The sequence below is a fragment of the Streptomyces sp. NPDC101227 genome, assembly GCF_044767545.1.
Classification (GTDB): domain Bacteria; phylum Actinomycetota; class Actinomycetes; order Streptomycetales; family Streptomycetaceae; genus Streptomyces.
In genome coordinates, this window is the sequence record NZ_JBIWOD010000015.1 from 181,813 (window position 1) to 200,556 (window position 18,744).

Annotated in this window: 20 protein-coding genes and 5 tRNA genes; 7 read left to right on the top strand and 18 right to left on the bottom strand. The window is 69.6% G+C overall.

Annotated elements, in window-relative coordinates:
• Positions 1-9 precede the first annotated feature (9 nt).
• Positions 10-1,008, bottom strand: a complete 999-nt coding sequence (locus ACIRPT_RS30065) for an NAD(P)H-dependent glycerol-3-phosphate dehydrogenase (protein WP_403502120.1) — start codon at positions 1,006-1,008, stop codon at positions 10-12.
• The gene (locus tag ACIRPT_RS30070) at positions 1,005-1,853 is read right to left on the bottom strand and encodes a lysophospholipid acyltransferase family protein (protein ID WP_403502117.1); all 849 of its coding nucleotides are present in this window, start codon (positions 1,851-1,853) and stop codon (positions 1,005-1,007) included. Before ACIRPT_RS30070 ends, ACIRPT_RS30065 begins: the two co-directional genes overlap by 4 nt.
• Before the next feature lie 131 nt (positions 1,854-1,984).
• Between ACIRPT_RS30070 and cofC the strand changes: the two genes are divergently transcribed.
• Complete coding sequence (gene cofC / locus ACIRPT_RS30075; protein WP_403832694.1) at positions 1,985-2,710, top strand: 2-phospho-L-lactate guanylyltransferase; 726 nt, start codon at positions 1,985-1,987, stop codon at positions 2,708-2,710.
• Here the strand turns inward: cofC and ACIRPT_RS30080 are convergent.
• The 5 genes from ACIRPT_RS30080 to leuC form a co-directional block, all read right to left on the bottom strand.
• On the bottom strand, positions 2,691-2,927 hold the full coding sequence (locus ACIRPT_RS30080) for a hypothetical protein (RefSeq protein WP_403832696.1): 237 nt from the start codon (positions 2,925-2,927) through the stop codon (positions 2,691-2,693). The genes cofC and ACIRPT_RS30080 overlap by 20 nt on opposite strands.
• A gap of 94 nt (positions 2,928-3,021) precedes the next feature.
• Positions 3,022-3,678, bottom strand: a complete 657-nt coding sequence (locus ACIRPT_RS30085) for an HU family DNA-binding protein (protein WP_403502110.1) — start codon at positions 3,676-3,678, stop codon at positions 3,022-3,024.
• A gap of 125 nt (positions 3,679-3,803) precedes the next feature.
• A complete protein-coding gene (locus ACIRPT_RS30090) occupies positions 3,804-4,049 on the bottom strand; it encodes a hypothetical protein (RefSeq protein ID WP_403832699.1) in 246 nt (81 codons plus the stop codon).
• A 135-nt stretch (positions 4,050-4,184) separates the two neighbouring features.
• On the bottom strand, positions 4,185-4,778 hold the full coding sequence (leuD, locus tag ACIRPT_RS30095; protein WP_403832701.1) for a 3-isopropylmalate dehydratase small subunit: 594 nt from the start codon (positions 4,776-4,778) through the stop codon (positions 4,185-4,187).
• 3 nt (positions 4,779-4,781) lie between these two features.
• Positions 4,782-6,224, bottom strand: a complete 1,443-nt coding sequence (leuC, locus tag ACIRPT_RS30100; protein WP_403832704.1) for a 3-isopropylmalate dehydratase large subunit — start codon at positions 6,222-6,224, stop codon at positions 4,782-4,784.
• A 175-nt stretch (positions 6,225-6,399) separates the two neighbouring features.
• Between leuC and ndgR the strand changes: the two genes are divergently transcribed.
• Positions 6,400-7,116: an IclR family transcriptional regulator NdgR gene (gene ndgR / locus ACIRPT_RS30105; RefSeq protein WP_030414225.1), complete on the top strand. Its 717-nt coding sequence runs from the start codon at positions 6,400-6,402 to the stop codon at positions 7,114-7,116.
• Between the two features lie 114 nt (positions 7,117-7,230).
• Here ndgR and ACIRPT_RS30110 read toward each other — a convergent pair whose 3' ends face one another.
• Positions 7,231-7,710 carry a DUF4188 domain-containing protein gene (locus ACIRPT_RS30110; protein WP_403832706.1) on the bottom strand — a complete coding sequence of 160 codons (480 nt, stop codon included), beginning with the start codon at positions 7,708-7,710 and terminating at the stop codon, positions 7,231-7,233.
• A gap of 100 nt (positions 7,711-7,810) precedes the next feature.
• Here ACIRPT_RS30110 and ACIRPT_RS30115 point away from each other — a divergent pair, with 100 nt between their 5' ends.
• Complete coding sequence (locus ACIRPT_RS30115) at positions 7,811-8,077, top strand: hypothetical protein (protein WP_403832708.1); 267 nt, start codon at positions 7,811-7,813, stop codon at positions 8,075-8,077.
• Positions 8,078-8,121: 44 nt separating this feature from the next.
• Here the strand turns inward: ACIRPT_RS30115 and ACIRPT_RS30120 are convergent.
• The 10 genes from ACIRPT_RS30120 to ACIRPT_RS30165 all read right to left on the bottom strand — a co-directional run bounded on the left by ACIRPT_RS30120 (position 8,122) and on the right by ACIRPT_RS30165 (position 12,674).
• A tRNA-Glu gene (locus ACIRPT_RS30120) sits at positions 8,122-8,194 on the bottom strand.
• Between the two features lie 41 nt (positions 8,195-8,235).
• Positions 8,236-8,307: transfer RNA gene (locus ACIRPT_RS30125), tRNA-Gln, on the bottom strand.
• A 16-nt stretch (positions 8,308-8,323) separates the two neighbouring features.
• A tRNA-Glu gene (locus ACIRPT_RS30130) sits at positions 8,324-8,396 on the bottom strand.
• Between the two features lie 64 nt (positions 8,397-8,460).
• Positions 8,461-8,533 (bottom strand) — tRNA-Glu (locus ACIRPT_RS30135).
• Between the two features lie 21 nt (positions 8,534-8,554).
• Positions 8,555-8,626, bottom strand: a tRNA-Gln gene (locus ACIRPT_RS30140).
• An 88-nt stretch (positions 8,627-8,714) separates the two neighbouring features.
• Positions 8,715-9,440 (bottom strand): HAD family hydrolase, encoded by a 726-nt coding sequence (locus ACIRPT_RS30145; RefSeq protein ID WP_403832710.1) that lies wholly within the window; start codon positions 9,438-9,440, stop codon positions 8,715-8,717.
• A 5-nt stretch (positions 9,441-9,445) separates the two neighbouring features.
• Positions 9,446-10,030, bottom strand: coding sequence for a Uma2 family endonuclease (locus ACIRPT_RS30150; protein WP_403832713.1), 585 nt, complete (start codon positions 10,028-10,030; stop codon positions 9,446-9,448).
• Between the two features lie 130 nt (positions 10,031-10,160).
• The gene (gene gltX, locus ACIRPT_RS30155; RefSeq protein WP_403832716.1) at positions 10,161-11,651 is read right to left on the bottom strand and encodes a glutamate--tRNA ligase; all 1,491 of its coding nucleotides are present in this window, start codon (positions 11,649-11,651) and stop codon (positions 10,161-10,163) included.
• Entirely contained in the window at positions 11,644-12,405 is a 762-nt protein-coding gene (locus ACIRPT_RS30160) for a fumarylacetoacetate hydrolase family protein (protein ID WP_403502087.1), read from the bottom strand. The genes gltX and ACIRPT_RS30160 overlap by 8 nt, the downstream gene beginning before the upstream one ends.
• Positions 12,406-12,488: 83 nt before the next feature.
• Positions 12,489-12,674 carry a hypothetical protein gene (locus tag ACIRPT_RS30165; RefSeq protein ID WP_403502084.1) on the bottom strand — a complete coding sequence of 62 codons (186 nt, stop codon included), beginning with the start codon at positions 12,672-12,674 and terminating at the stop codon, positions 12,489-12,491.
• Between the two features lie 658 nt (positions 12,675-13,332).
• On the opposite strand from ACIRPT_RS30165, the gene ACIRPT_RS30170 reads away from it, so the two are divergent.
• The 4 genes from ACIRPT_RS30170 to ACIRPT_RS30185 all read left to right on the top strand — a co-directional run bounded on the left by ACIRPT_RS30170 (position 13,333) and on the right by ACIRPT_RS30185 (position 18,492).
• Positions 13,333-16,983 carry a nitrate- and nitrite sensing domain-containing protein gene (locus tag ACIRPT_RS30170; RefSeq protein WP_403832720.1) on the top strand — a complete coding sequence of 1,217 codons (3,651 nt, stop codon included), beginning with the start codon at positions 13,333-13,335 and terminating at the stop codon, positions 16,981-16,983.
• An 11-nt stretch (positions 16,984-16,994) separates the two neighbouring features.
• Positions 16,995-17,408 (top strand): roadblock/LC7 domain-containing protein, encoded by a 414-nt coding sequence (locus ACIRPT_RS30175; RefSeq protein WP_039632486.1) that lies wholly within the window; start codon positions 16,995-16,997, stop codon positions 17,406-17,408.
• A gap of 99 nt (positions 17,409-17,507) precedes the next feature.
• A complete protein-coding gene (locus ACIRPT_RS30180) occupies positions 17,508-17,918 on the top strand; it encodes a DUF742 domain-containing protein (RefSeq protein ID WP_046925829.1) in 411 nt (136 codons plus the stop codon).
• Positions 17,899-18,492, top strand: coding sequence for a GTP-binding protein (locus ACIRPT_RS30185; RefSeq protein WP_403502079.1), 594 nt, complete (start codon positions 17,899-17,901; stop codon positions 18,490-18,492). The genes ACIRPT_RS30180 and ACIRPT_RS30185 overlap by 20 nt, the downstream gene beginning before the upstream one ends.
• Positions 18,493-18,744: the final 252 nt, after the last annotated feature.

An 18,744-nucleotide genomic window follows, 5' to 3' on the forward strand; every position in this document is an offset into this window, starting at 1 on the left:
CGCCGCGGGTCAACGCTCCGGCTTGGCGGTGCGCGACATCAGGTCCTTGAGGGCGACCATCGGCGGCTTGCCTTCGTGGACGATGTCCACGACCGTCTCGGTCAGGGGCATGTCGACGCCGTGCCGGCGCGCGAGGTCGAGCACGGACTCGCAGGATTTGACGCCCTCGGCGGTCTGCTTGGTGACCGCGATGGTCTCCTTGAGCGTCATGCCGCGGCCGAGGTTGGTGCCGAAGGTGTTGTTGCGGGACAGCGGCGAGGAGCAGGTGGCGACGAGGTCGCCCATGCCGGCCAGGCCCGCGAAGGTGTGTGCGTCGGCGCCCATGGCGAGGCCGAGCCGGGTGGTCTCGGCCAGGCCCCGGGTGATCAGGGAGGCCTTGGCGTTGTCGCCCAGGCCCATGCCGGTGGCGATGCCGACGGCGAGCGCGATGACGTTCTTGACCGCGCCGCCCAGTTCGCAGCCGACCACGTCGGTGTTGGTGTACGGGCGGAAGTACGGGGTGTGGCAGGCGGTCTGGAGCCGCTGGGCGACCGCTTCGTCGGCGCAGGCCACGACCGCCGCGGCGGGCTGGCGGGCGGCGATCTCCTTGGCGAGGTTGGGGCCGGTGAGCACCGCGACGCGTTCGGCGGGGACCTTGGCGACCTCTTCGATGACCTCGCTCATGCGCTTGGCGGTGCCCAGTTCGACGCCCTTCATCAGGGAGACCAGGACCGTGCCGTCGGCGAGGAGGGGCGCCCATTCGGTGAGGTTGGCGCGCAGCGTCTGCGAGGGGACGGCCAGGACGGTGAAGTCCGCGCCGCGGGCCGCTTCCGCCGGGTCGGTGGTGGCCCGTACGGACGCGGGGAGGGTGACCCCGGGCAGGTAGTCGGGGTTGGTGCGGCCGGTGTTGATGGCGTCGACGACGGCCGCGCGGCGCCCCCACAGGGTCACCTCGCATCCCGCGTCGGCGAGCACCATCGCGAATGCGGTGCCCCAGGACCCCGTGCCGTAGACGGCGCAGCGCGTCACTTGCCTTCATCCTCCTGTGCCTGCTGGGTGCTTCCCGCCCGCTCAGTGGCATCAACGGCCCCGCCGCAGCCAGGCTCCATGAGGGCGCTCGCGGCGGCCTTGGCGGCCTCGCGGGCGGCACGGCGCTCGCGGGCGATGGCCTTGCGGTAGTCGTACGGTTCGGCGGGCGCGGGCTCGTCGCGGAGCAGGGCCAGCTGCTCGGTGATGGCGGCCATGATGGTCTCGGTGACGGCGCGCAGCACCTCGGCGGTGGGCTCCTTGCCGTAGTACTCGCTCAGGTCGACCGGCGGTCCCGCCTTGACCTTCAGCATCTTGCGGGGGAAGAGCTGGAGCTTGTTCTCCTTGGCGTACGGCGGCATCGCCGCATTCGCGCCCCACTGGGCGACGGGGATGACGGGCGCCTTGGTCAGCAACGCGACGCGTGCGGCACCGGTCTTGCCCTGCATGGGCCACATCTCGGGGTCCCGGGTGAGGGTGCCTTCGGGATAGAAGGCGACGCATTCGCCCTTGTCGATGGCGGCGACCGCGGCACGGAACGCGGTGGCCGCGTCGGTGGTTTCCCGGTAGACGGGGATCTGGCCGGTGCCGCGCATCATCAGGCCGACAAAGCCGCTCTTGAAGAGGCCGGACTTGGCGAGGAATCGCGGGACCCGTCCGGTGTTGTACTGATAGTGCGCATAGGAGAGCGGATCAAGATACGAGTTGTGGTTGACCGCGGTGATAAAACCGCCGTCGGCCGGAATGTGCTCCATTCCCTGCCAGTCCCGCTTGAACAGAACCAAGAGCGGCGGTTTGCAGATGACCGCGGCCAAGCGGTACCAGAAGCCGATTCTGCGGCGGGACACTTGGACACCCTCCTTGTGGGACCTGCGAAGCTGCGCCGGGCCGGCAGCCGCACAAGTGTCGCTCCGGGTACCCGCTATGTCGAGAACACCGTAACCCCGCTGCTGTCGAACGGCGGCGGGTGCGGGTGAGAATGACGCAGATGCGAAGAGACGGAGCAGATAGCGCGGCGGACGCGGTCTGGAGTCTGGTGGTGCCGCTGAAACCGCTGGTACGGGCCAAAAGCAGGCTCTCGCAGGCGGCCGGTGAACACTTCCGGCCCCACTTGGCGCTCGCGTTCGCCCTGGACACCGTGGCCGCGGCGCTGGCCTGCGCCAATGTGCGTGATGTGGCGGTTGTCACGGACGATGCGGTGGCCGGGGAGCGTCTGGCGGCCCTGGGGGCGCGCATCGTGCCCGACACTCCGGCCCGCGGGCTCAACGCCGCGCTGGCGCACGGTGCGGCCGCGGTACGGGCGCGTCACCCCGGTGCGCCGGTGGCCGCGCTGAACGCCGACCTTCCGGCGTTGCGTCCGGCCGAGCTGGAACTGGTGCTCCATTACGCCGCGCTATTTCCTCGCGCATTTCTCGCGGATGCGGCGGATATCGGGACAACACTTCTCGGCGCGAGTTCCGGAGTGGAATTGGCACCCGCATTCGGCGGCGCTTCCCGGGCGCGTCACCTGGCGTCCGGAGCGCGGGAGATCACCGCGCTGGAGGTGCCGTCGGTACGCCGGGACGTGGACACCGGCGAGGATCTGCGGGCGGCGCTGGCGCTGGGCGTGGGCCCGCACACGGCCTGTCAGGTGCCGCGGCTGGCGCTCGGCGCCACGGCGGGCCCTGAGGGGCCGCCGTCCGGGCTCAGAGCGTCTGGAGGGTGATGAGCACGATCTTGCGGCCGTCGTCCTGGCCGGCTTCGGAAGCGCCGCCCCCGGCCGTCTCGTCCGCGAGCTCGATACGTACCCGCTGGCCGGGCCGCAGCAGCCGCAGGCCGCCGGCGTCAAAGGCCGCCGCGTCAAAGGGCAGCGGGGTGCCGTCGTCCAGCAGCACGCTGCCGGAGCGGGTGTCTTCGTCGTAGGTGTACGCGGTGGCCTGCATGGGAGAAAGCCTAGTTCAGGGCCCTGGGCGCCAACGCACCGCGGGCCGGGCTCCCCGAAGGGAGACCGGCCCGACGCTTTGCGTCGCCGCTGCTTCACCGCTTGCGGGCGGTGGCCTTCTTGGCGGTGGTCTTGCGCGCCGTGGCCTTCTTGGCGGGCGCCTTCTTCGCCGTCGCCTTCTTGGCGGGGGCGGTCTTCTTGGCGGTGGCCTTCTTGGCGGTGGCCTTCTTCGCCGTCGTCGTCTTCTTGGCGGCGGCCTTCGTGGCGGTGGCCTTCTTCGCCGTCGTCGTCTTCTTCGTGGTGGCCTTCTTGGCGGCGGTGGTCTTCTTCGCCGCGGCCTTCTTCGCCGTCACCTTCTTGGCGGCAGCCTTCTTCGCGGTGGCCTTCTTCGCGGCCGCCTTCTTGATGGCGGCGCCGCCGGTGAGGCTGCCCTTGGGGGCCTTCTTGACGGAGACCTCGCCGCCCTTGGGGAGCTTCTTCGAGCCGCTCACCAGGTCCTTGAAGCCCTGACCGGCGCGGAATCGCGGCACCGAGGTCTTCTTGACCCGCACGCGCTCGCCGGTCTGCGGGTTGCGGGCATAGCGGGCCGGACGGTCGACCTTCTCGAACGAGCCGAATCCGGTGACCGAAACACGGTCGCCGCCGACAACTGCGCGGACGATTGCGTCCAGTACCGCGTCAACCGCCTCCGCGGCGTTCTGGCGGCCGCCGAGCTTGTCGGCAATGGCTTCTACGAGCTGCGCCTTGTTCACGTCTTCCCCTTCGGAGACATTGCTGGAACGAAAGTTTCCAAGCTTTTTCGCACGTTAGGCAGATACATACCGCAAATCAAACACGAAACGGGCTAATCACCCTTGTGCCGCAACAAACTCGACCTTCACGGACTTCCGTCACGGTGTGCATCTTCGGGATAACGACCTTCATCGAGGTCTGCCATGAACCACTCCAGACGCCTTGCCGCGTCCGCAAGATCGTGTTTAGCCGCGGCCGTGATGACAAGCAGCTTCCGGGTCAGCGCCATCCGTACGCCCTCCGGGACTTGCAGTGTCCGCACTCTTGCGTGTGCGTCCTTGAGTCGGTCGGCGACGTAACCGTAGAGCTTGAGTTGGCCGTCGCGTTCCATGCGCTAATTGTGCCATCTGCGGCGAGTTGTCGCTTCACGGGGCCTCAACAGCGGTCCCGACAAGCCGAAGCGCCCCCTGCCAACTGCACAGGGGGCGCATCGTACGCAATAACGCTTTGAGCCAAAAACCCGAGGTCAGACCTCGAGGGTACGCGGCTTGAACGACGGGCGATTCGCCTCGTACGTCACGATGGAGGACTCCTCCCGAAGGGTGAGGCTGATGTCGTCCAGCCCCTCCAGCAGCCGCCAACGAGCGTTCTCGTCCAGCTCGAAGTCCGCGGTGATGCCTTCGGCCCGCACCTGCCGGGCGACCAGGTCAACCGTCACCTCGGCGGCGGGGTCGGCCTCCACCAGCTTCTGCAGCCGGTCCACGGTCTCCTGCGGCAGGACCACCGTCAGCAGGCCGTTCTTGAGGGAGTTACCGCGGAAGATGTCGGCGAAGCGCGAGGAGATGACGGCCTTGAAGCCGTAGTTCTGGAGCGCCCAGACGGCGTGCTCACGCGAGGAGCCGGTGCCGAAGTCGGGGCCGGCCACCAGGACGGTGGCGCCCTGGTAGACGTCCTGGTTGAGGACGAACTCCGGGTCCTTGCGCCAGGCCTCGAACAGCCCGTCCTCGAACCCGTCGCGGGTGACCTTCTTCAGCCAGTGGGCCGGGATGATCTGGTCGGTGTCGACGTTGCTGCGGCGCAGCGGGACGGCCCGGCCGGTGTGGGTGGTGAAAGCTTCCATGGTTCAGACTCCCGCGGGCGTGGCGACGTCGGACTGGCCGGCCGTGGAGGCCAGGTCGGCCGGTGAGGCCAGATGGCCGAGAACCGCCGTCGCGGCGGCCACCTGCGGCGAGACCAGGTGGGTGCGGCCCCCCTTGCCCTGCCGGCCCTCGAAGTTGCGGTTGGAGGTGGACGCGGAGCGCTCACCGGGAGCCAGCTGGTCGGGGTTCATGCCCAGACACATCGAGCAGCCCGCGTGCCGCCATTCGGCCCCCGCCGCGGTGAAGACCTTGTCCAGGCCCTCGGCAACGGCCTCCAGGGAGACGCGGACCGAGCCGGGCACGATCAGCACCCGTACCCCGTCGGCGACCTTGCGGCCCTGAAGGATGGCGGCCGCCGAGCGCAGGTCCTCGATACGGCCATTGGTGCACGAACCTACGAAGACGGTGTCCACGGTGATCTCGCGCAGCGGCTGACCGGCGGTCAACCCCATGTATTCCAGGGCCTTTTCGGCGGCGAAGCGCTCCGAGGCGTCCTCGTACGAAGCAGGGTCGGGGACGTTCGCCGAAAGCGGCGCACCCTGGCCCGGGTTGGTGCCCCAGGTGACGAACGGCGACAGCGAAGCGGCGTCGATGTGCACCTCGGCGTCGAAGACCGCGTCGTCGTCGGTGCGCAGCGTCTTCCAGTAGGCGACCGCGGCGTCCCAGTCCTCGCCCTTGGGGGCGTGGTCGCGGCCCTGGAGGTAGTCGAAGGTGGTCCGGTCGGGGGCGATCATGCCCGCCCGCGCGCCGGCCTCGATCGACATATTGCAGATGGTCATCCGGGATTCCATCGAAAGCTTTTCGATGGCCGATCCGCGGTATTCCAGGACATAGCCCTGGCCGCCGCCGGTGCCGATCTTGGCGATGATCGCCAGGATCAGGTCCTTGGCCGTGACGCCCTCGGGCAGCTCGCCGTCGACGGTGATCGCCATGGTCTTGAACGGGGCCAGCGGCAGCGTCTGGGTGGCCAGGACGTGCTCGACCTGGCTGGTGCCGATGCCGAAGGCCAGGGCGCCGAAGGCTCCGTGGGTGGAGGTGTGGCTGTCACCGCAGACCACGGTGGTGCCGGGCTGGGTCAGTCCCAACTGCGGTCCCACAACGTGGACAACGCCCTGCTCGACATCGCCCAGCGGATGCAGCCGGACGCCGAACTCGGCACAGTTCTTGCGCAGCGTCTCCAGCTGGGTGCGCGAGACCGGGTCGGCGATCGGCTTGTCGATGTCGAGGGTCGGGGTGTTGTGATCCTCGGTGGCGATGGTCAGGTCCGTACGGCGCACCTGGCGGCCGGCCTTGCGGAGGCCGTCGAACGCCTGCGGGCTGGTGACCTCGTGCAGCAGGTGCAGATCGATGAAGAGGAGGTCGGGCTCGCCTTCCGCGCGCCGGACGACATGGTCGTCCCAGACCTTCTCCGCGAGTGTCCGTCCCATCGCTTTCCCTCCGGCCGGCCGCTGTGCCGGCCTTACTCGTCTGTGCGCGGGTGCCCGCAGATATCCCCTTGGCGGGCCTGACGCCGGGCCCTGGTCGAGGGCCACATCTACAGATTGACGACTTCCCTGGAAAATTGAACTTGCGTTTCACAGTGTGAGACGCGAGTATCGTTTCATGGACAACTCTAGCGGCGTCGGCGTTCTCGACAAGGCGGCTCTCGTATTGAGCGCTCTGGAGTCCGGTCCGGCCACCCTCGCCGGGCTGGTCGCGGCGACAGGGCTTGCACGACCCACGGCCCACCGGCTGGCCGTGGCTCTGGAACACCACCGGATGGTGGCGAGGGACATGCAGGGCCGGTTCATCCTGGGCCCCAGGCTCTCCGAGCTGGCCGCGGCGGCCGGCGAGGACCGCCTGCTGGCCACGGCCGGACCGGTACTCACCCACCTGCGCGATGTGACGGGCGAGAGCGCCCAGCTCTATCGCCGACAGGGCGATATGCGCATCTGCGTGGCGGCGGCGGAACGGCTGTCCGGACTGCGGGACACCGTCCCGGTCGGCTCCACCCTCCCGATGAAGGCCGGCTCGGCCGCCCAGATCCTGATGGCCTGGGAAGAGCCCGAGCGGCTGCACCGCGGCCTGCAGGGCGCCCGCTTCACGGCCACCGCCCTGTCCGGCGTACGACGCCGCGGCTGGGCCCAGTCGATCGGCGAGCGCGAGCCCGGCGTGGCCTCCGTCTCCGCGCCCGTACGCGGCCCCTCCAACCGCGTGGTGGCCGCTGTCTCCGTCTCCGGCCCCATCGAGCGGCTGACCCGCCACCCGGGCCGGATGCACGCCCAGGCGGTCATCGACGCGGCCGCGCGCCTCTCCGAGGGCCTGCGGCGCAACGGCTGACGACACCGGAAAAGGCGGCCCCGCACGGATCCTCCCGTGCGGGGCCACCCCACACCCCCACCACCGCAACCGGCAACGGCTCCCGCCCCGACCCGCCCCGCCGCGGGGTGCCGCTCAGACCCCCAGTCGCTCCGCGGCCCGCTCCCCACGGCGCCCGACGGGCACCACACCACGGGCCGCCCCCAGCCCGTACGGCGGCATACCGACGTAGACGCTTTCGTACGAGCCCGCCGGGACGACATAGGTCTCGTGCCAGATGCCGACCCCGCCCCGGCCCGCCCACGCCCGCCGGTTGTACGCCGCCCAGGCCGGCCGGTGCTCCCCGTCCTGGTCACCGGCGTAGGCCAGCAGCTTCTCCTTCGACTCCCAGTACTGCAGCACCGTGAAATTCCGCAGTCCCGGCAGCACCCGGTAGCCGAGCATCCCCCGGGTCCGGTCCCGCGCCTGCTCCTTGATCATCCTTGGCATCGCCAGGAGCACCGGCAACCAACTACGCACCGCCCACCAGCTGTTGACCCGCATCCCGACGAGAAAGACCACCACCTCCCCGTCACCGTCCGCCGTCATCCGCCCCTGCACCGGCTTGCCACTCATGACAGCCCCCTTCGTCACACGAGCCCACTGGATAGTCCAGCTATCCATATTTGGATAGTGACACTCCCCAATGAGGAACGCAAGAGGAAAGGCGCACGGGATGGGTGACCGGCGGAGCCGAGCGAACGCCACCGCGGCCCAGCGCCGCCTCGGTCACGCCCGCGACACCGCGCATCCGCCGCCGTACGCGCGGCATGCGGAACAACTCGCCGTCGTGGACCTGGATCCGGTCGAGGAGTTCGAGGCGGCGGAGGAGCGGAGGGGGGCGGCCGCGGCCTTCACGGTGCCGTACGAGCCGGGGCCGCTCAGCCTGCGCCGGCCGGCCGAGGCGGAGGAGTCCAACAGGCGCTTCGACGCCGGGGATTGAACGCGAGAAGGCCCCCCGCATGACGCGGGGGGCCTTCTCATCTGTACCCCCGACCGGATTCGAACCGGCGCTACCGCCTTGAGAGGGCGGCGTGCTAGGCCGCTACACAACGGGGGCAAGTTTTCTTGCAGTTGAGCCTGTCGCGAGGACACGCTGCGCTGGGCTACCAGGACTCGAACCTAGACTAAATGAACCAGAATCACTCGTGCTGCCAATTACACCATAGCCCATGGTGGTTTAGACCAGTACCCCCGACCGGATTCGAACCGGCGCTACCGCCTTGAGAGGGCGGCGTGCTAGGCCGCTACACAACGGGGGCCCTAGCGATCCTCAACGTCGCCGCATCCGGGAGCGACCCGAAGGAGACGGAGTGAAAGGATCTGTACCCCCGACCGGATTCGAACCGGCGCTACCGCCTTGAGAGGGCGGCGTGCTAGGCCGCTACACAACGGGGGCGTTGCAGATAAGCTCTGCGAGCTGGCCTACCAGGACTCGAACCTAGACTAACTGAACCAGAATCAGTCGTGCTGCCAATTACACCATAGGCCATCAAAGCGCAACCCCCCGTAGGGGGTTTTATTTTGACTTGCGCTCCCGGCCGGACCTTTCGGCCCTCTCGGGCGGCGCAGGAAGAACATTACCTGATCGTGGACGGCGCACCAAAACCGATAACTCCGCGCAACAGCTCGGGGAGCTCGGCGAGGCTCGCGATGCGCCACACGCCCGGCGGCGGCTCCTCGCCGGTGTCCGTACGGTCCAGCCAGACGGCCGTCAGACCGGCGTCCCGGGCGCCCTGCGCGTCGATGTCCAGCCGGTCGCCGACATAGGCCACCTCCCCGGGCGGCAGGCCGAGCGCCGCACAGGCCCCGGCGAACGCCTCCGGGGCGGGTTTGGCGTGTCCCAGCTCATCGGCGCACAGCACCGCTTCGAAGTACGTACGGATCCCCAGGGCGTCCAGCTTGCGCTCCTGGTTCGCGGTCCCGGAGTTGGACAGCACCGCCTGCCGCACCAGCGGCGCCAGCGCCTCCAGGGCGGGCACGGAGTCCGGGAAGAGCGCCCAGGCGGCTTCGTAGTGCGCCACGTACCGCCCGAACCAGGCGTCCGCCTCCTCATCGGACAGCGCGACCCGGAGGAACGTCCGCACCCGCGCCCTGCGGTGATCGAGAAACCCCACCTCACCGGCGAGGAACCGGGCGAACTCGGTCTCCATGGCCTCGCGCCAGCGCCTGAGCGCCGCCTCCTCGCCGCCGTAGGCCGCCAACAGCCCTTCGGCCTCCAGGTGGCGCAGGGCGCCGGCGCGGTCGGAGCCGGTGTAGTCGAAGAGGGTGTCGTCTAGGTCCCAGAGGACGGCGTGGAGGGGCACCGGTTTCAGTTCACCCAGTCCTTCAGCGGCTCGGTGTCGAGCTTGAGGCCGACAGGTGCTGGGATCTCGACCGGCGTGCCGAACCGCACCGTGACGGCCTGGTCGTAGTGATCGCCGTCGGGCTTCGAGAAGACGGTGACCTCGCACGTGTCGCGGTCGATCAGCAGGTAGACCGGGATGCCGGTCGCCGCGTACGCCTGAGGCTTTTCCTGGCGGTCCCGACGGTCAGTGTCACGGTCGTACGAGGTGACCTCGACAGCCATCAGGACGGGCTCGGGATCGGCCCACTCCGGCTGGCCCGAGAAGGAGCCACGCGGCGCAAGCGTTCCGTCGGGACGGGCACGGCCCTCGCGGCAGGCACGGATCACGAGACCTCTCTCGGCATAGAGGCCCAGTTCGGGTCGGTGCTGCATGCACAGATGCTGAAGCCACATGACGATCTCGTCGTGGTCCCCGTCCGGCACTGCCTTGATCCCCAGCCTTCCATCGATGAATTCCAGATGCAGCCCCTCAGCAGTGCGGGCGGCGAGACGAGCCAGCTCTTCGAATTCGCTCAGCTGCATGTGCGGCCGGTCGGCGAGTGCGGTCACGGTCAGACCTCCTCTTGTCTCTGCCTCTAACACGGTCATTGTCCCCACCTTCCAGGTTGTAGTCCGCTCCTGGATACGGCGCGGGCCCGGAAGCCGTATCGGCTTCCGGGCCCGGGTCACTCGTACGGGATCAAACGGCCAGCTTGGCCAGCGCCGCGTCGATGCGGGCGATGGTGCGCTCCTTGCCCAGGATCTCCAGGGACTCGAAGAGCGGCAGGCCGACCGTGCGGCCGGTGACGGCCACGCGGACCGGGGCCTGGGCCTTGCCGAGCTTGAGGCCGTGCTCCTCGCCGGCGGCCAGGACGGCCTCCTTGAGGGGTTCGGGGCCGGACGTCCAGTCGGCGCCGGCGAGCTTGGCGCGGGCGGTGGTCAGGAGGGCCACCGGGTCGCCCTTCATCGCCTTCGTCCAGGAGGCCTCGTCCTCGACCGGCTCCTTCAGGAAGAGGAAGTCGACGTTGTCGGTGATCTCGGAGAGGACCTTGAGGCGGGACTGGGCGTGCGGGGCGATGGCCTGCCAGGCCGCCTCGTCGAAGTCCTCGGGGGCCCAGTTGGCGTGCGGGGCCTTCAGCCAGGGTGCGCAGGCCTCGACGAAGGCCTTCTCGTCCAGCATGCGGATGTGGTCGGCGTTGATCGCCTCGGCCTTCTTCAGGTCGAAGCGGGCCGGGTTGGCGTTGACGTCCGCGAGGTCGAACTTCGCGACCATGTCCTCGATGGAGAAGACGTCCTGGTCGGCGGAGAAGGACCAGCCGAGCAGGGAGAGGTAGTTGAGCAGGCCCTCGGGCAGGAAGCCGCGCTCGCGGTAGAGGTTCAGGGACGCCTGCGGGTCGCGCTTGGAGAGCTTCTTGTTGCCCTCGCCCATGACGTACGGGAGGTGGCCGAACGCGGGGATCGACTTCGCGATGCCGAGTTCGATCAGCGCCTTGTAGAGGGCGATCTGGCGCGGGGTGGAGGAGAGCAGGTCCTCGCCGCGCAGGACGTGGGTGATCTCCATCAGGGCGTCGTCGACCGGGTTGACGAGCGTGTACAGCGGGGCGCCGTTGGCGCGGACGATGCCGTAGTCGGTGACGTTCTCCGCCTGGACAGTGATCTCGCCGCGGACCAGGTCCGTGAAGGTGGTCGCCTCGTCCGGCATCCGGAAGCGGACGATGTGGCTGCGGTCCTCGGCCTCGTACGCCTGCTTCTGCTCGTCCGTGAGGTCGCGGCAGTGGCCGTCGTAGCCGGAGGGCTTGCCGGCGGCGCGGGCGGCCTCGCGGCGGACGTCCAGCTCCTCGGTGGTGCAGTAGCAGGGGTAGGCGTAGCCGCCGTCGATGAGCTTGTGCGCGACGTCCTTGTAGATGTCCATGCGCTGCGACTGGCGGTACGGGGTGTGGGGGCCGCCGATCTCGGGGCCCTCGTCCCAGTCGAAGCCCAGCCAGCGCATGGAGTCCAGGAGCTGCCCGTAGGACTCCTCGGAGTCGCGGGCGGCGTCCGTGTCCTCGATGCGGAAGACCAGGGTGCCCTCGTTGTGCCGGGCGTAGGCCCAGTTGAACAGGGCGGTACGGACCAGGCCCACGTGGGGATTGCCGGTCGGGGAGGGACAGAAACGTACGCGGACGGGGGTGCCGGGGGTCGCGTTAGCCACGCTTGATCACCTTGTTGGTGAGAGTGCCGATGCCTTCGATGGTGACGGCGACCTCGTCGCCGACGTTGAGCGGGCCGACCCCGGCCGGGGTGCCCGTGAGGACGACGTCGCCGGGAAGCAGCGTCATCGCCTCGGTGATGTGGACGATCAGGTCCTCGATCGGACGGACCATCTGGCTGGTGCGGCCGAGCTGGCGCTGTTCGCCGTTGACGGTGCACTGGATGGTCAGATCGCTGGGGTCGAGTTCGGTCTCGATCCAGGGGCCGAGGGGGCAGGAGCTGTCGAAGCCCTTGGCGCGGGCCCACTGCTTCTCGCGCTGCTGGACATCGCGCGCGGTGACGTCGTTGGCGCAGGTGTAGCCGAGGATGACGTCCTTGACGCGCTCGCGGGGCACCTCGCGGCACATCCGGCCGATGACGACGGCGAGCTCCGCCTCGTGGTGCACCTCCTGGGAGAAGGAGGGGTAGGCGATGGGGTCGCCGGGGCCGACCACGGAGGTGGAGGGCTTGAAGAAGGTGACCGGGACGTCGGGGACGTCGTTGCCCAGCTCGGCGGCGTGCTCGGCGTAGTTGCGGCCGATCGCGACGACCTTGTTGGGCAGGGTGGGCGGCAGGAGCCGGATCTTGTCCAGCGGGACCTTCTGCCCCGAGCGCTCGAATTCGGCGAAGGGATGTCCCTTGATGACGTCGAGTTCGTTGCCCTCGACCACGCCGAAGCCGACGTTTCCGTCGATGGAGAATCTGGCGATGCGCACGGGTTGCCGCTGCCCCTCATTGATCACTGGCCGGAGTTGACACTCCAGGCTATCGCGGGGGCGCGGCCGTCCCGCGACCTTGATTACGCCGGTACGTCCTGCACGGGCGCGTCCATCAGGACGGTGCGGCGGGGGTTGGCCGTGTGGGCGGGCAGTTCGACGGTGTGCTCCGGGGCCGGTGCGGTGGCGAGCTCGTCGGCGTCCTTGAGGTGCGCGAGGGTGGTGCGCCGCGGGTTGGCTATGTTGCGGAACATCATCGTCGTCTTCACTGCTTCATGCCTCGCGATGTGGTTGTTGTGGGTGTGATCGTTTTGTGGAGAACAAGGGAAAGGCAGGGGGAAGGGGTTGCGCCCGGTCACCCTGTCGTTGCTGCCTTGTTCCGTGCCCTTGTCATATCGGGCCACCGTGTAAAGCGTCAGGCTAAGCGCGCTATTCCCTGCGATGCGCTGGAGAAGTCGACGATCTTCCTGTGAGTTTGCTCACGAAGGGGCCGACAAATGCCGCAATTCACTTGATCAACATCCCAGGGCGAATCGGACATTGACGGATTGAAGCGCATGTTCCGCTCCCGATCACCGCACCTGGGACAGCGCCTCCGGGCAAGTGAAACGCGGGTAAAAGTCCGTTATTGGGCACAGAATCCTCTACGGGTCGTCACGCGACCCGTACATTGCGTCACCCATGTCACAGCGACCGGCTCCGCTCTTGTTGGAGATCCTGCACTGTGCTGGAATTCCACGGACCGCCGCACGTTTCAGCCGGCGCGCAGGGCGCAAGGTGGCGCCGCGCGGTGGTGCCGCTCTCTCGGCCAGAGGGGGCAGCCCGCCGGTCACTCACGACCGCCATGGGGGACTTGCGGTCCCCTACGACTCGACACCGTCCCGCCGTTCACGCGGAGGGGCGCCTGGTCCAGAGGTTGCGACGCTAGTGCAGGGACGTTTCAAGAGGGATGGCAGCGCTGCGGCGGACCCGGAGCTGCGCGGCGGGACCGACCGCGCCTCCACGCCCCAGCCTGCCCAGAGCAACGGTGCGCCGTCCGACCGGGGCGGCCTGGCGAAGGGCGGTGACGCCGCAGTAAGCGGCAAGTCCGCCCCTCCCAAGAGCACAACCGGCCCCGGGTCGCGAATATCGCTGCGCAACTGGCGCATCAGCACCCGTCTGGTCTCCCTGCTGGCGCTTCCCGTGGTCGCCGCGACCACCCTCGGCGGAATGCGCATCGACACGCAGCTGGACAACATCGACGCGCTCGACAAGATGCAGCTGCTCACCGAGATGACGCGGCAGGCGACCGAGCTCGCCGACGCGCTCCAGGTCGAGCGGGACAAGTCCGCCGGCCCGCTGGCCGGCAGCGGCAACGCCAAGGACGACGCCAATGTCGTGGCGCCGCGCGAGGCGACCGACCGCGCCAAGCTCTCGTTCGACCAGGCCACCGGGGACATCCAGCCCCAGGACCCCGCGATGACCGGTGTCCGGGCGACCATCCTGGAGATCGGGCGCCAGCTCACCGGACTCAACGAGATCCGCGCCAAGGCGTACCAGGACGACGACAACGTCGCGCGGACGGTCTCCGATTACAACGAGCTGATCAGCTCGCTGCTGTCGCTCTCCCAGGACATGGCGCAGGCGACCAGCAACACGGAGATGATCAGGTCCACCCGTGCCCTGGCGGCTTTCTCGTCGGCCAAGGAGTACGCGTCGATGCAGCGCGCCCTGGTCAGCGCCGGCCTCGCGCACAAGGGCGGCCCCCAGCTCTCGTCCAACGACCGGCAGGCCGGCCGTACCGCCGAGGGCAACGAAAAGGCCGCCCGGTCCCGTTTCTCGCAGATCTACACGCCGCAGGCCGCCGCCAGCGAACTGACCCGCGGTCTGGACGGCAACAACGACCAGATCAAGGAAGCGACCAACTTCGCGGACCGCGCCTTCGCCTCCGGCAGCGGTATCCGCACCCAGGAGTACAAGTACCTCGACTGGTACGACTCCGACTCGGTCAAGATCGCCGAGATGTCGCGGATCGAGACGTCGCTGCTGCACGAGATGGAGCAGAAGTCGCGCGAGCTGCGTGACGAGGCGACCCAGGACGCGATCCTCAACGGTGCGCTGATCCTGCTCGTCCTCGGTGTCTCGCTGGTCGGCGCGTTCGTCGTGGCCCGGTCCATGGTCCGCTCGCTGCACCGGCTGCAGGACACCGCGCAGCGGGTCGCCCAGGACCGGCTGCCCGAGCTGGTCAAGCAGCTGTCCGAGGCCGACCCGCAGGACGTGGACACCTCCGTCGAGTCGGTCGGTGTGCACAGCCGGGACGAGATCGGCCGGGTGGCCGCGGCCTTCGACGACGTGCACCGTGAGGCGGTCCGTCTCGCCTCCGAGCAGGCGCTGCTGCGGGGCAACGTCAACGCGATGTTCACCAACCTCTCGCGCCGTTCGCAGGGTCTGATCCAGCGTCAGCTGTCGCTGATCTCCGAACTGGAGTCCCGCGAGGCCGACCCGGACCAGCTGTCCTCGCTCTTCAAGCTCGACCACCTCGCCACCCGTATGCGCCGTAACGGTGAGAACCTCCTGGTCCTCGCGGGTGAGGAGCCGGGGCGCCGGTGGACGCGTCCGGTGCCGCTGGTCGACGTTCTGCGTGCCGCCGCCTCCGAGGTGGAGCAGTACGAGCGCATCGAGCTGAACGCCGTACCGCAGACCGAGGTTGCCGGCCGGGTCGTCAACGACCTCGTCCACCTGCTCGCCGAGCTGCTGGAGAACGCCACCTCGTTCTCCTCCCCGCAGACCAAGGTCAAGGTCACCGGCCACGCGCTGCCCGACGGCCGGGTGCTGGTCGAGATCCACGACACCGGTATCGGCCTCTCCCCCGAGGACCTGTCGGCGATCAACGAGCGGCTGGCCAGCCCGCCGACCGTGGATGTCTCGGTGTCCCGCCGGATGGGTCTGTTCGTGGTCGGCCGCCTATCGCTGCGGCACGGCATCCGTATCCAGCTGCGGCCCTCCGACTCCGGTGGCACCACCGCGCTGGTCATGCTTCCCGTCGATGTGGCGCAGGGCGGCAAGAAGCCGGCGCCGAGCACCGCCAAGAGCGGCGCCGGTGACGTCGGCGGCTCGCCCTCCAGCCGGCTCGCCGGGCTCCAGCCGCGCGGCCAGGTCGGCGCGGGCCCCTCGGCCGCCGGGCGACCCGCGCTGCCCGGACGCGGCGGCTCCGGTGGCGGCGGTGCGGCGAACGCCTTCGGTGGCGCCGCCGCGGCCCGTCGTACGAATGCGCCCGGCACGCCCGCGCCGGGTGACGGCCGTGGGGCTTCCGGTCAGCCCGGTGGCGCGTTGCCGTCGCTGCCCAGCCGCGGCGACGGCGGACAGCCGCCCGTCGGCCAGTCCCCCACCGTCGCTCCGCCGACCGGCGCGCCCCGGCGCGAGGAGCGGCCGCAGCTGCCGCCGCGCGGTCCCGCGGCCGAACTGCCCGGCGGTTCCGGCGCGTCCGGCGGCCAGGACGGCCGGCAGCCCACGACCACGAGCTGGGGCGCGCGCCGCGAGCGCGGCGCCGACGACGACTGGCCGCTGGCGCCCCGCGAGGCGCAGGACCTGCCGCGCGGCCACGAGGAGCCGGAGACCACCGGCGGCTTCGGCCGGCCCGCGTCCGGCGGCCCCGGTGACACCACCGCGTTCGCCCGCCCCGACTTCAACGGCCCGCCGCCCGGCGCGGAGGGCTCGCAGGACGGGCGCGGCCCGGCCGGGCCCACGCAGTTCCCCACGCGTCCGAACACCCGCGGCGGCGGCAACATCGCGCTGCCCGGCGGCGAGCCGGAGCGGCCGGGCGCCGGTGCGCCCGGCGGCCCGGGTGAGCGCGAGGCGGACCCGTACGAGACCGGCCAGTTCGAGACGACCGGACAGTACGAGACCACCGGTCAGTTCGAGACCACGGGCCAGTTCCCGCGGCCCGACAGCCGGACCGACGGCGGGGGACGGCGGGACGACACCGGCGGGTTCCCGCGGCCGGACCGCGAGGCGGACCCGTACGAGACGGGCCGGCTCCCGGTGCAGCAGCCGCAGGGTCGCGACGAGCTCGGCGAGACCGGCACGACCGCCCCCGGTGACGGCCGTACGCCGATCTTCGACACCATCGAATCGAACTGGTTCAACCACCCGGCGTCCGCCGCCGCCGGCGTGCCGCCGCAGTCGGACGGCGCCGCCGACGCTCCGCTGATGCCGCGCCGCGGCGCCGCGCAGGAGAACCCCGCCCCGGGCGGCTCCCGCGGCGGAGCGCAGAGCGCGCCCGGCGACGCCCCGTCCGAGTGGCGCAGCTCGCCCAATGACGAGACCTGGCGGCAGGCGGAGCAGATCCGTCAGCCCGCCGCGGGCGGCATCACCACTTCCGGACTGCCCCGCCGTGTGCCCCGCGCGAACCTCGTCGCGGGTACCGCACAGCAGCAGCAGTCCCCCCAGACCGGTCCGCAGGTCTCGCGTGCGCCCAGTGACGTGCGCGGGCGGCTGACCAATCTCCGCCGGGGTATCCAGCAAGGCCGGCAGGCCGGAGGGACTTCCTCCACCGGCAACCACGGCATTGTTGACCCCACTCACCAGCAGGAGCGTTAAGTTTGAGTCCGATGAGCCAGGCGGCGCAGAACCTGAACTGGTTGATCACCAACTTCGTGGACAACACCCCCGGGGTGTCCCACACGGTGGTGGTCTCCGCGGACGGGCTGCTCCTCGCGATGTCCGAGGGCTTCCCACGCGACCGTGCCGACCAGTTGGCAGCGGTGGCCTCCGGGCTGACCTCGCTGACCTCGGGCGCGTCCCGGATCTTCGAGGGCGGGACCGTGAACCAAACCGTGGTGGAGATGGAGCGTGGCTTCCTCTTCATCATGTCCGTCTCCGACGGTTCGTCGCTGGCCGTACTCGCGCACCCCGAGTGCGACATCGGCCTCGTCGGCTACGAGATGGCTCTGCTGGTCGACCGCGCGGGCACCGTGCTGACGCCCGATCTGCGCGCCGAACTGCAGGGCAGCCTGCTGAACTGAGGCGTCCGCAGCGCCCCCGTCCAGCAATCCACCCACCCTGTGCCGCACCCCCCACCGGCCCAACCCGACGACAGTCAGTTGTCCGCCCTCGGAGGACCCATGACCCCGCCACCCGCCACTTCCGGCCCGTACGGCGCGTATAGCCAAGCGCCGTACGGGAGCGAAGGTGATCAACCGCTGGTGCGCCCTTACGCAATGACCGGAGGCCGGACCCGGCCGCGCTACCAGCTCGCCATCGAGGCGCTGGTCAGCACCACGGCCGACCCCTCCCAACTGCCCGGGCTGCTGCCCGAGCACCAGCGGATCTGCACCCTGTGCCGTGAAGTGAAGTCGGTGGCGGAGGTCTCCGCGCTGCTGCACATCCCGCTGGGTGTGGCACGGATCCTGGTGGCGGACCTGGCGGAGGCGGGCATGGTGGCGATCCATCAGCCCGGTGGCAGCGGTGAGGCGGGTGGCACGCCGGACGTGACCCTGCTGGAGAGGGTGCTCAGTGGACTTCGCAAGCTCTGACCCGAGCTCCGGCCAGAGCGCGGCCCGCGCCACGACCTCGGCGAAGATCGTGGTGGCGGGCGGCTTCGGCGTGGGCAAGACCACGTTCGTCGGGGCCGTCTCGGAGATCAATCCGCTGCGTACGGAGGCCGTGATGACCTCCGCGTCGGCGGGGATCGACGACCTCAGCCACGTCCAGGACAAGACCACGACGACCGTGGCGATGGACTTCGGCCGGATCACGCTGGACCAGGACCTGATCCTGTACCTCTTCGGTACGCCCGGTCAGGACCGCTTCTGGTTCATGTGGGACGACCTGGTCCGCGGCGCGATCGGCGCGGTGGTGCTGGTCGACACCCGCCGCCTGGCCGACTGCTTCCCCGCGGTCGACTACTTCGAGAACAGCGGGCTGCCGTTCGTCGTCGCCCTCAACGGCTTCGAGGGGTACCAGCCCTACACGCCGGACGAGGTGCGTGAGGCGCTCCAGATCGGTCCCGGGACGCCCATCATCACCACCGACGCCCGGCACCGCAGCGAGGCCAAGAGCGCGCTCATCACGCTTGTCGAGCACGCCCTGATGGCACGGCTCCAGTAGACGGCGCTGCGGCCCGGTTCCCGGTATGCCTGAATGGATCTGTGTCCTTCGACACGCCTGCGAAAGTGCTTCATAACGTTTCGACAGTGAATCGGCCGTCGTTCAACACCCCTCGCGCATGTACGGCTTCGCTGTGCGCACAAGAGCCCCGCCTTTTGGCGGGGCTCGCCCATTTACGCCCCTTTTATCTCTCGCTCTCGCGGGAGCGCTCGGGCTTTGCCGGGTGTTTGGAAGGCACCGCCCTGACGTGCT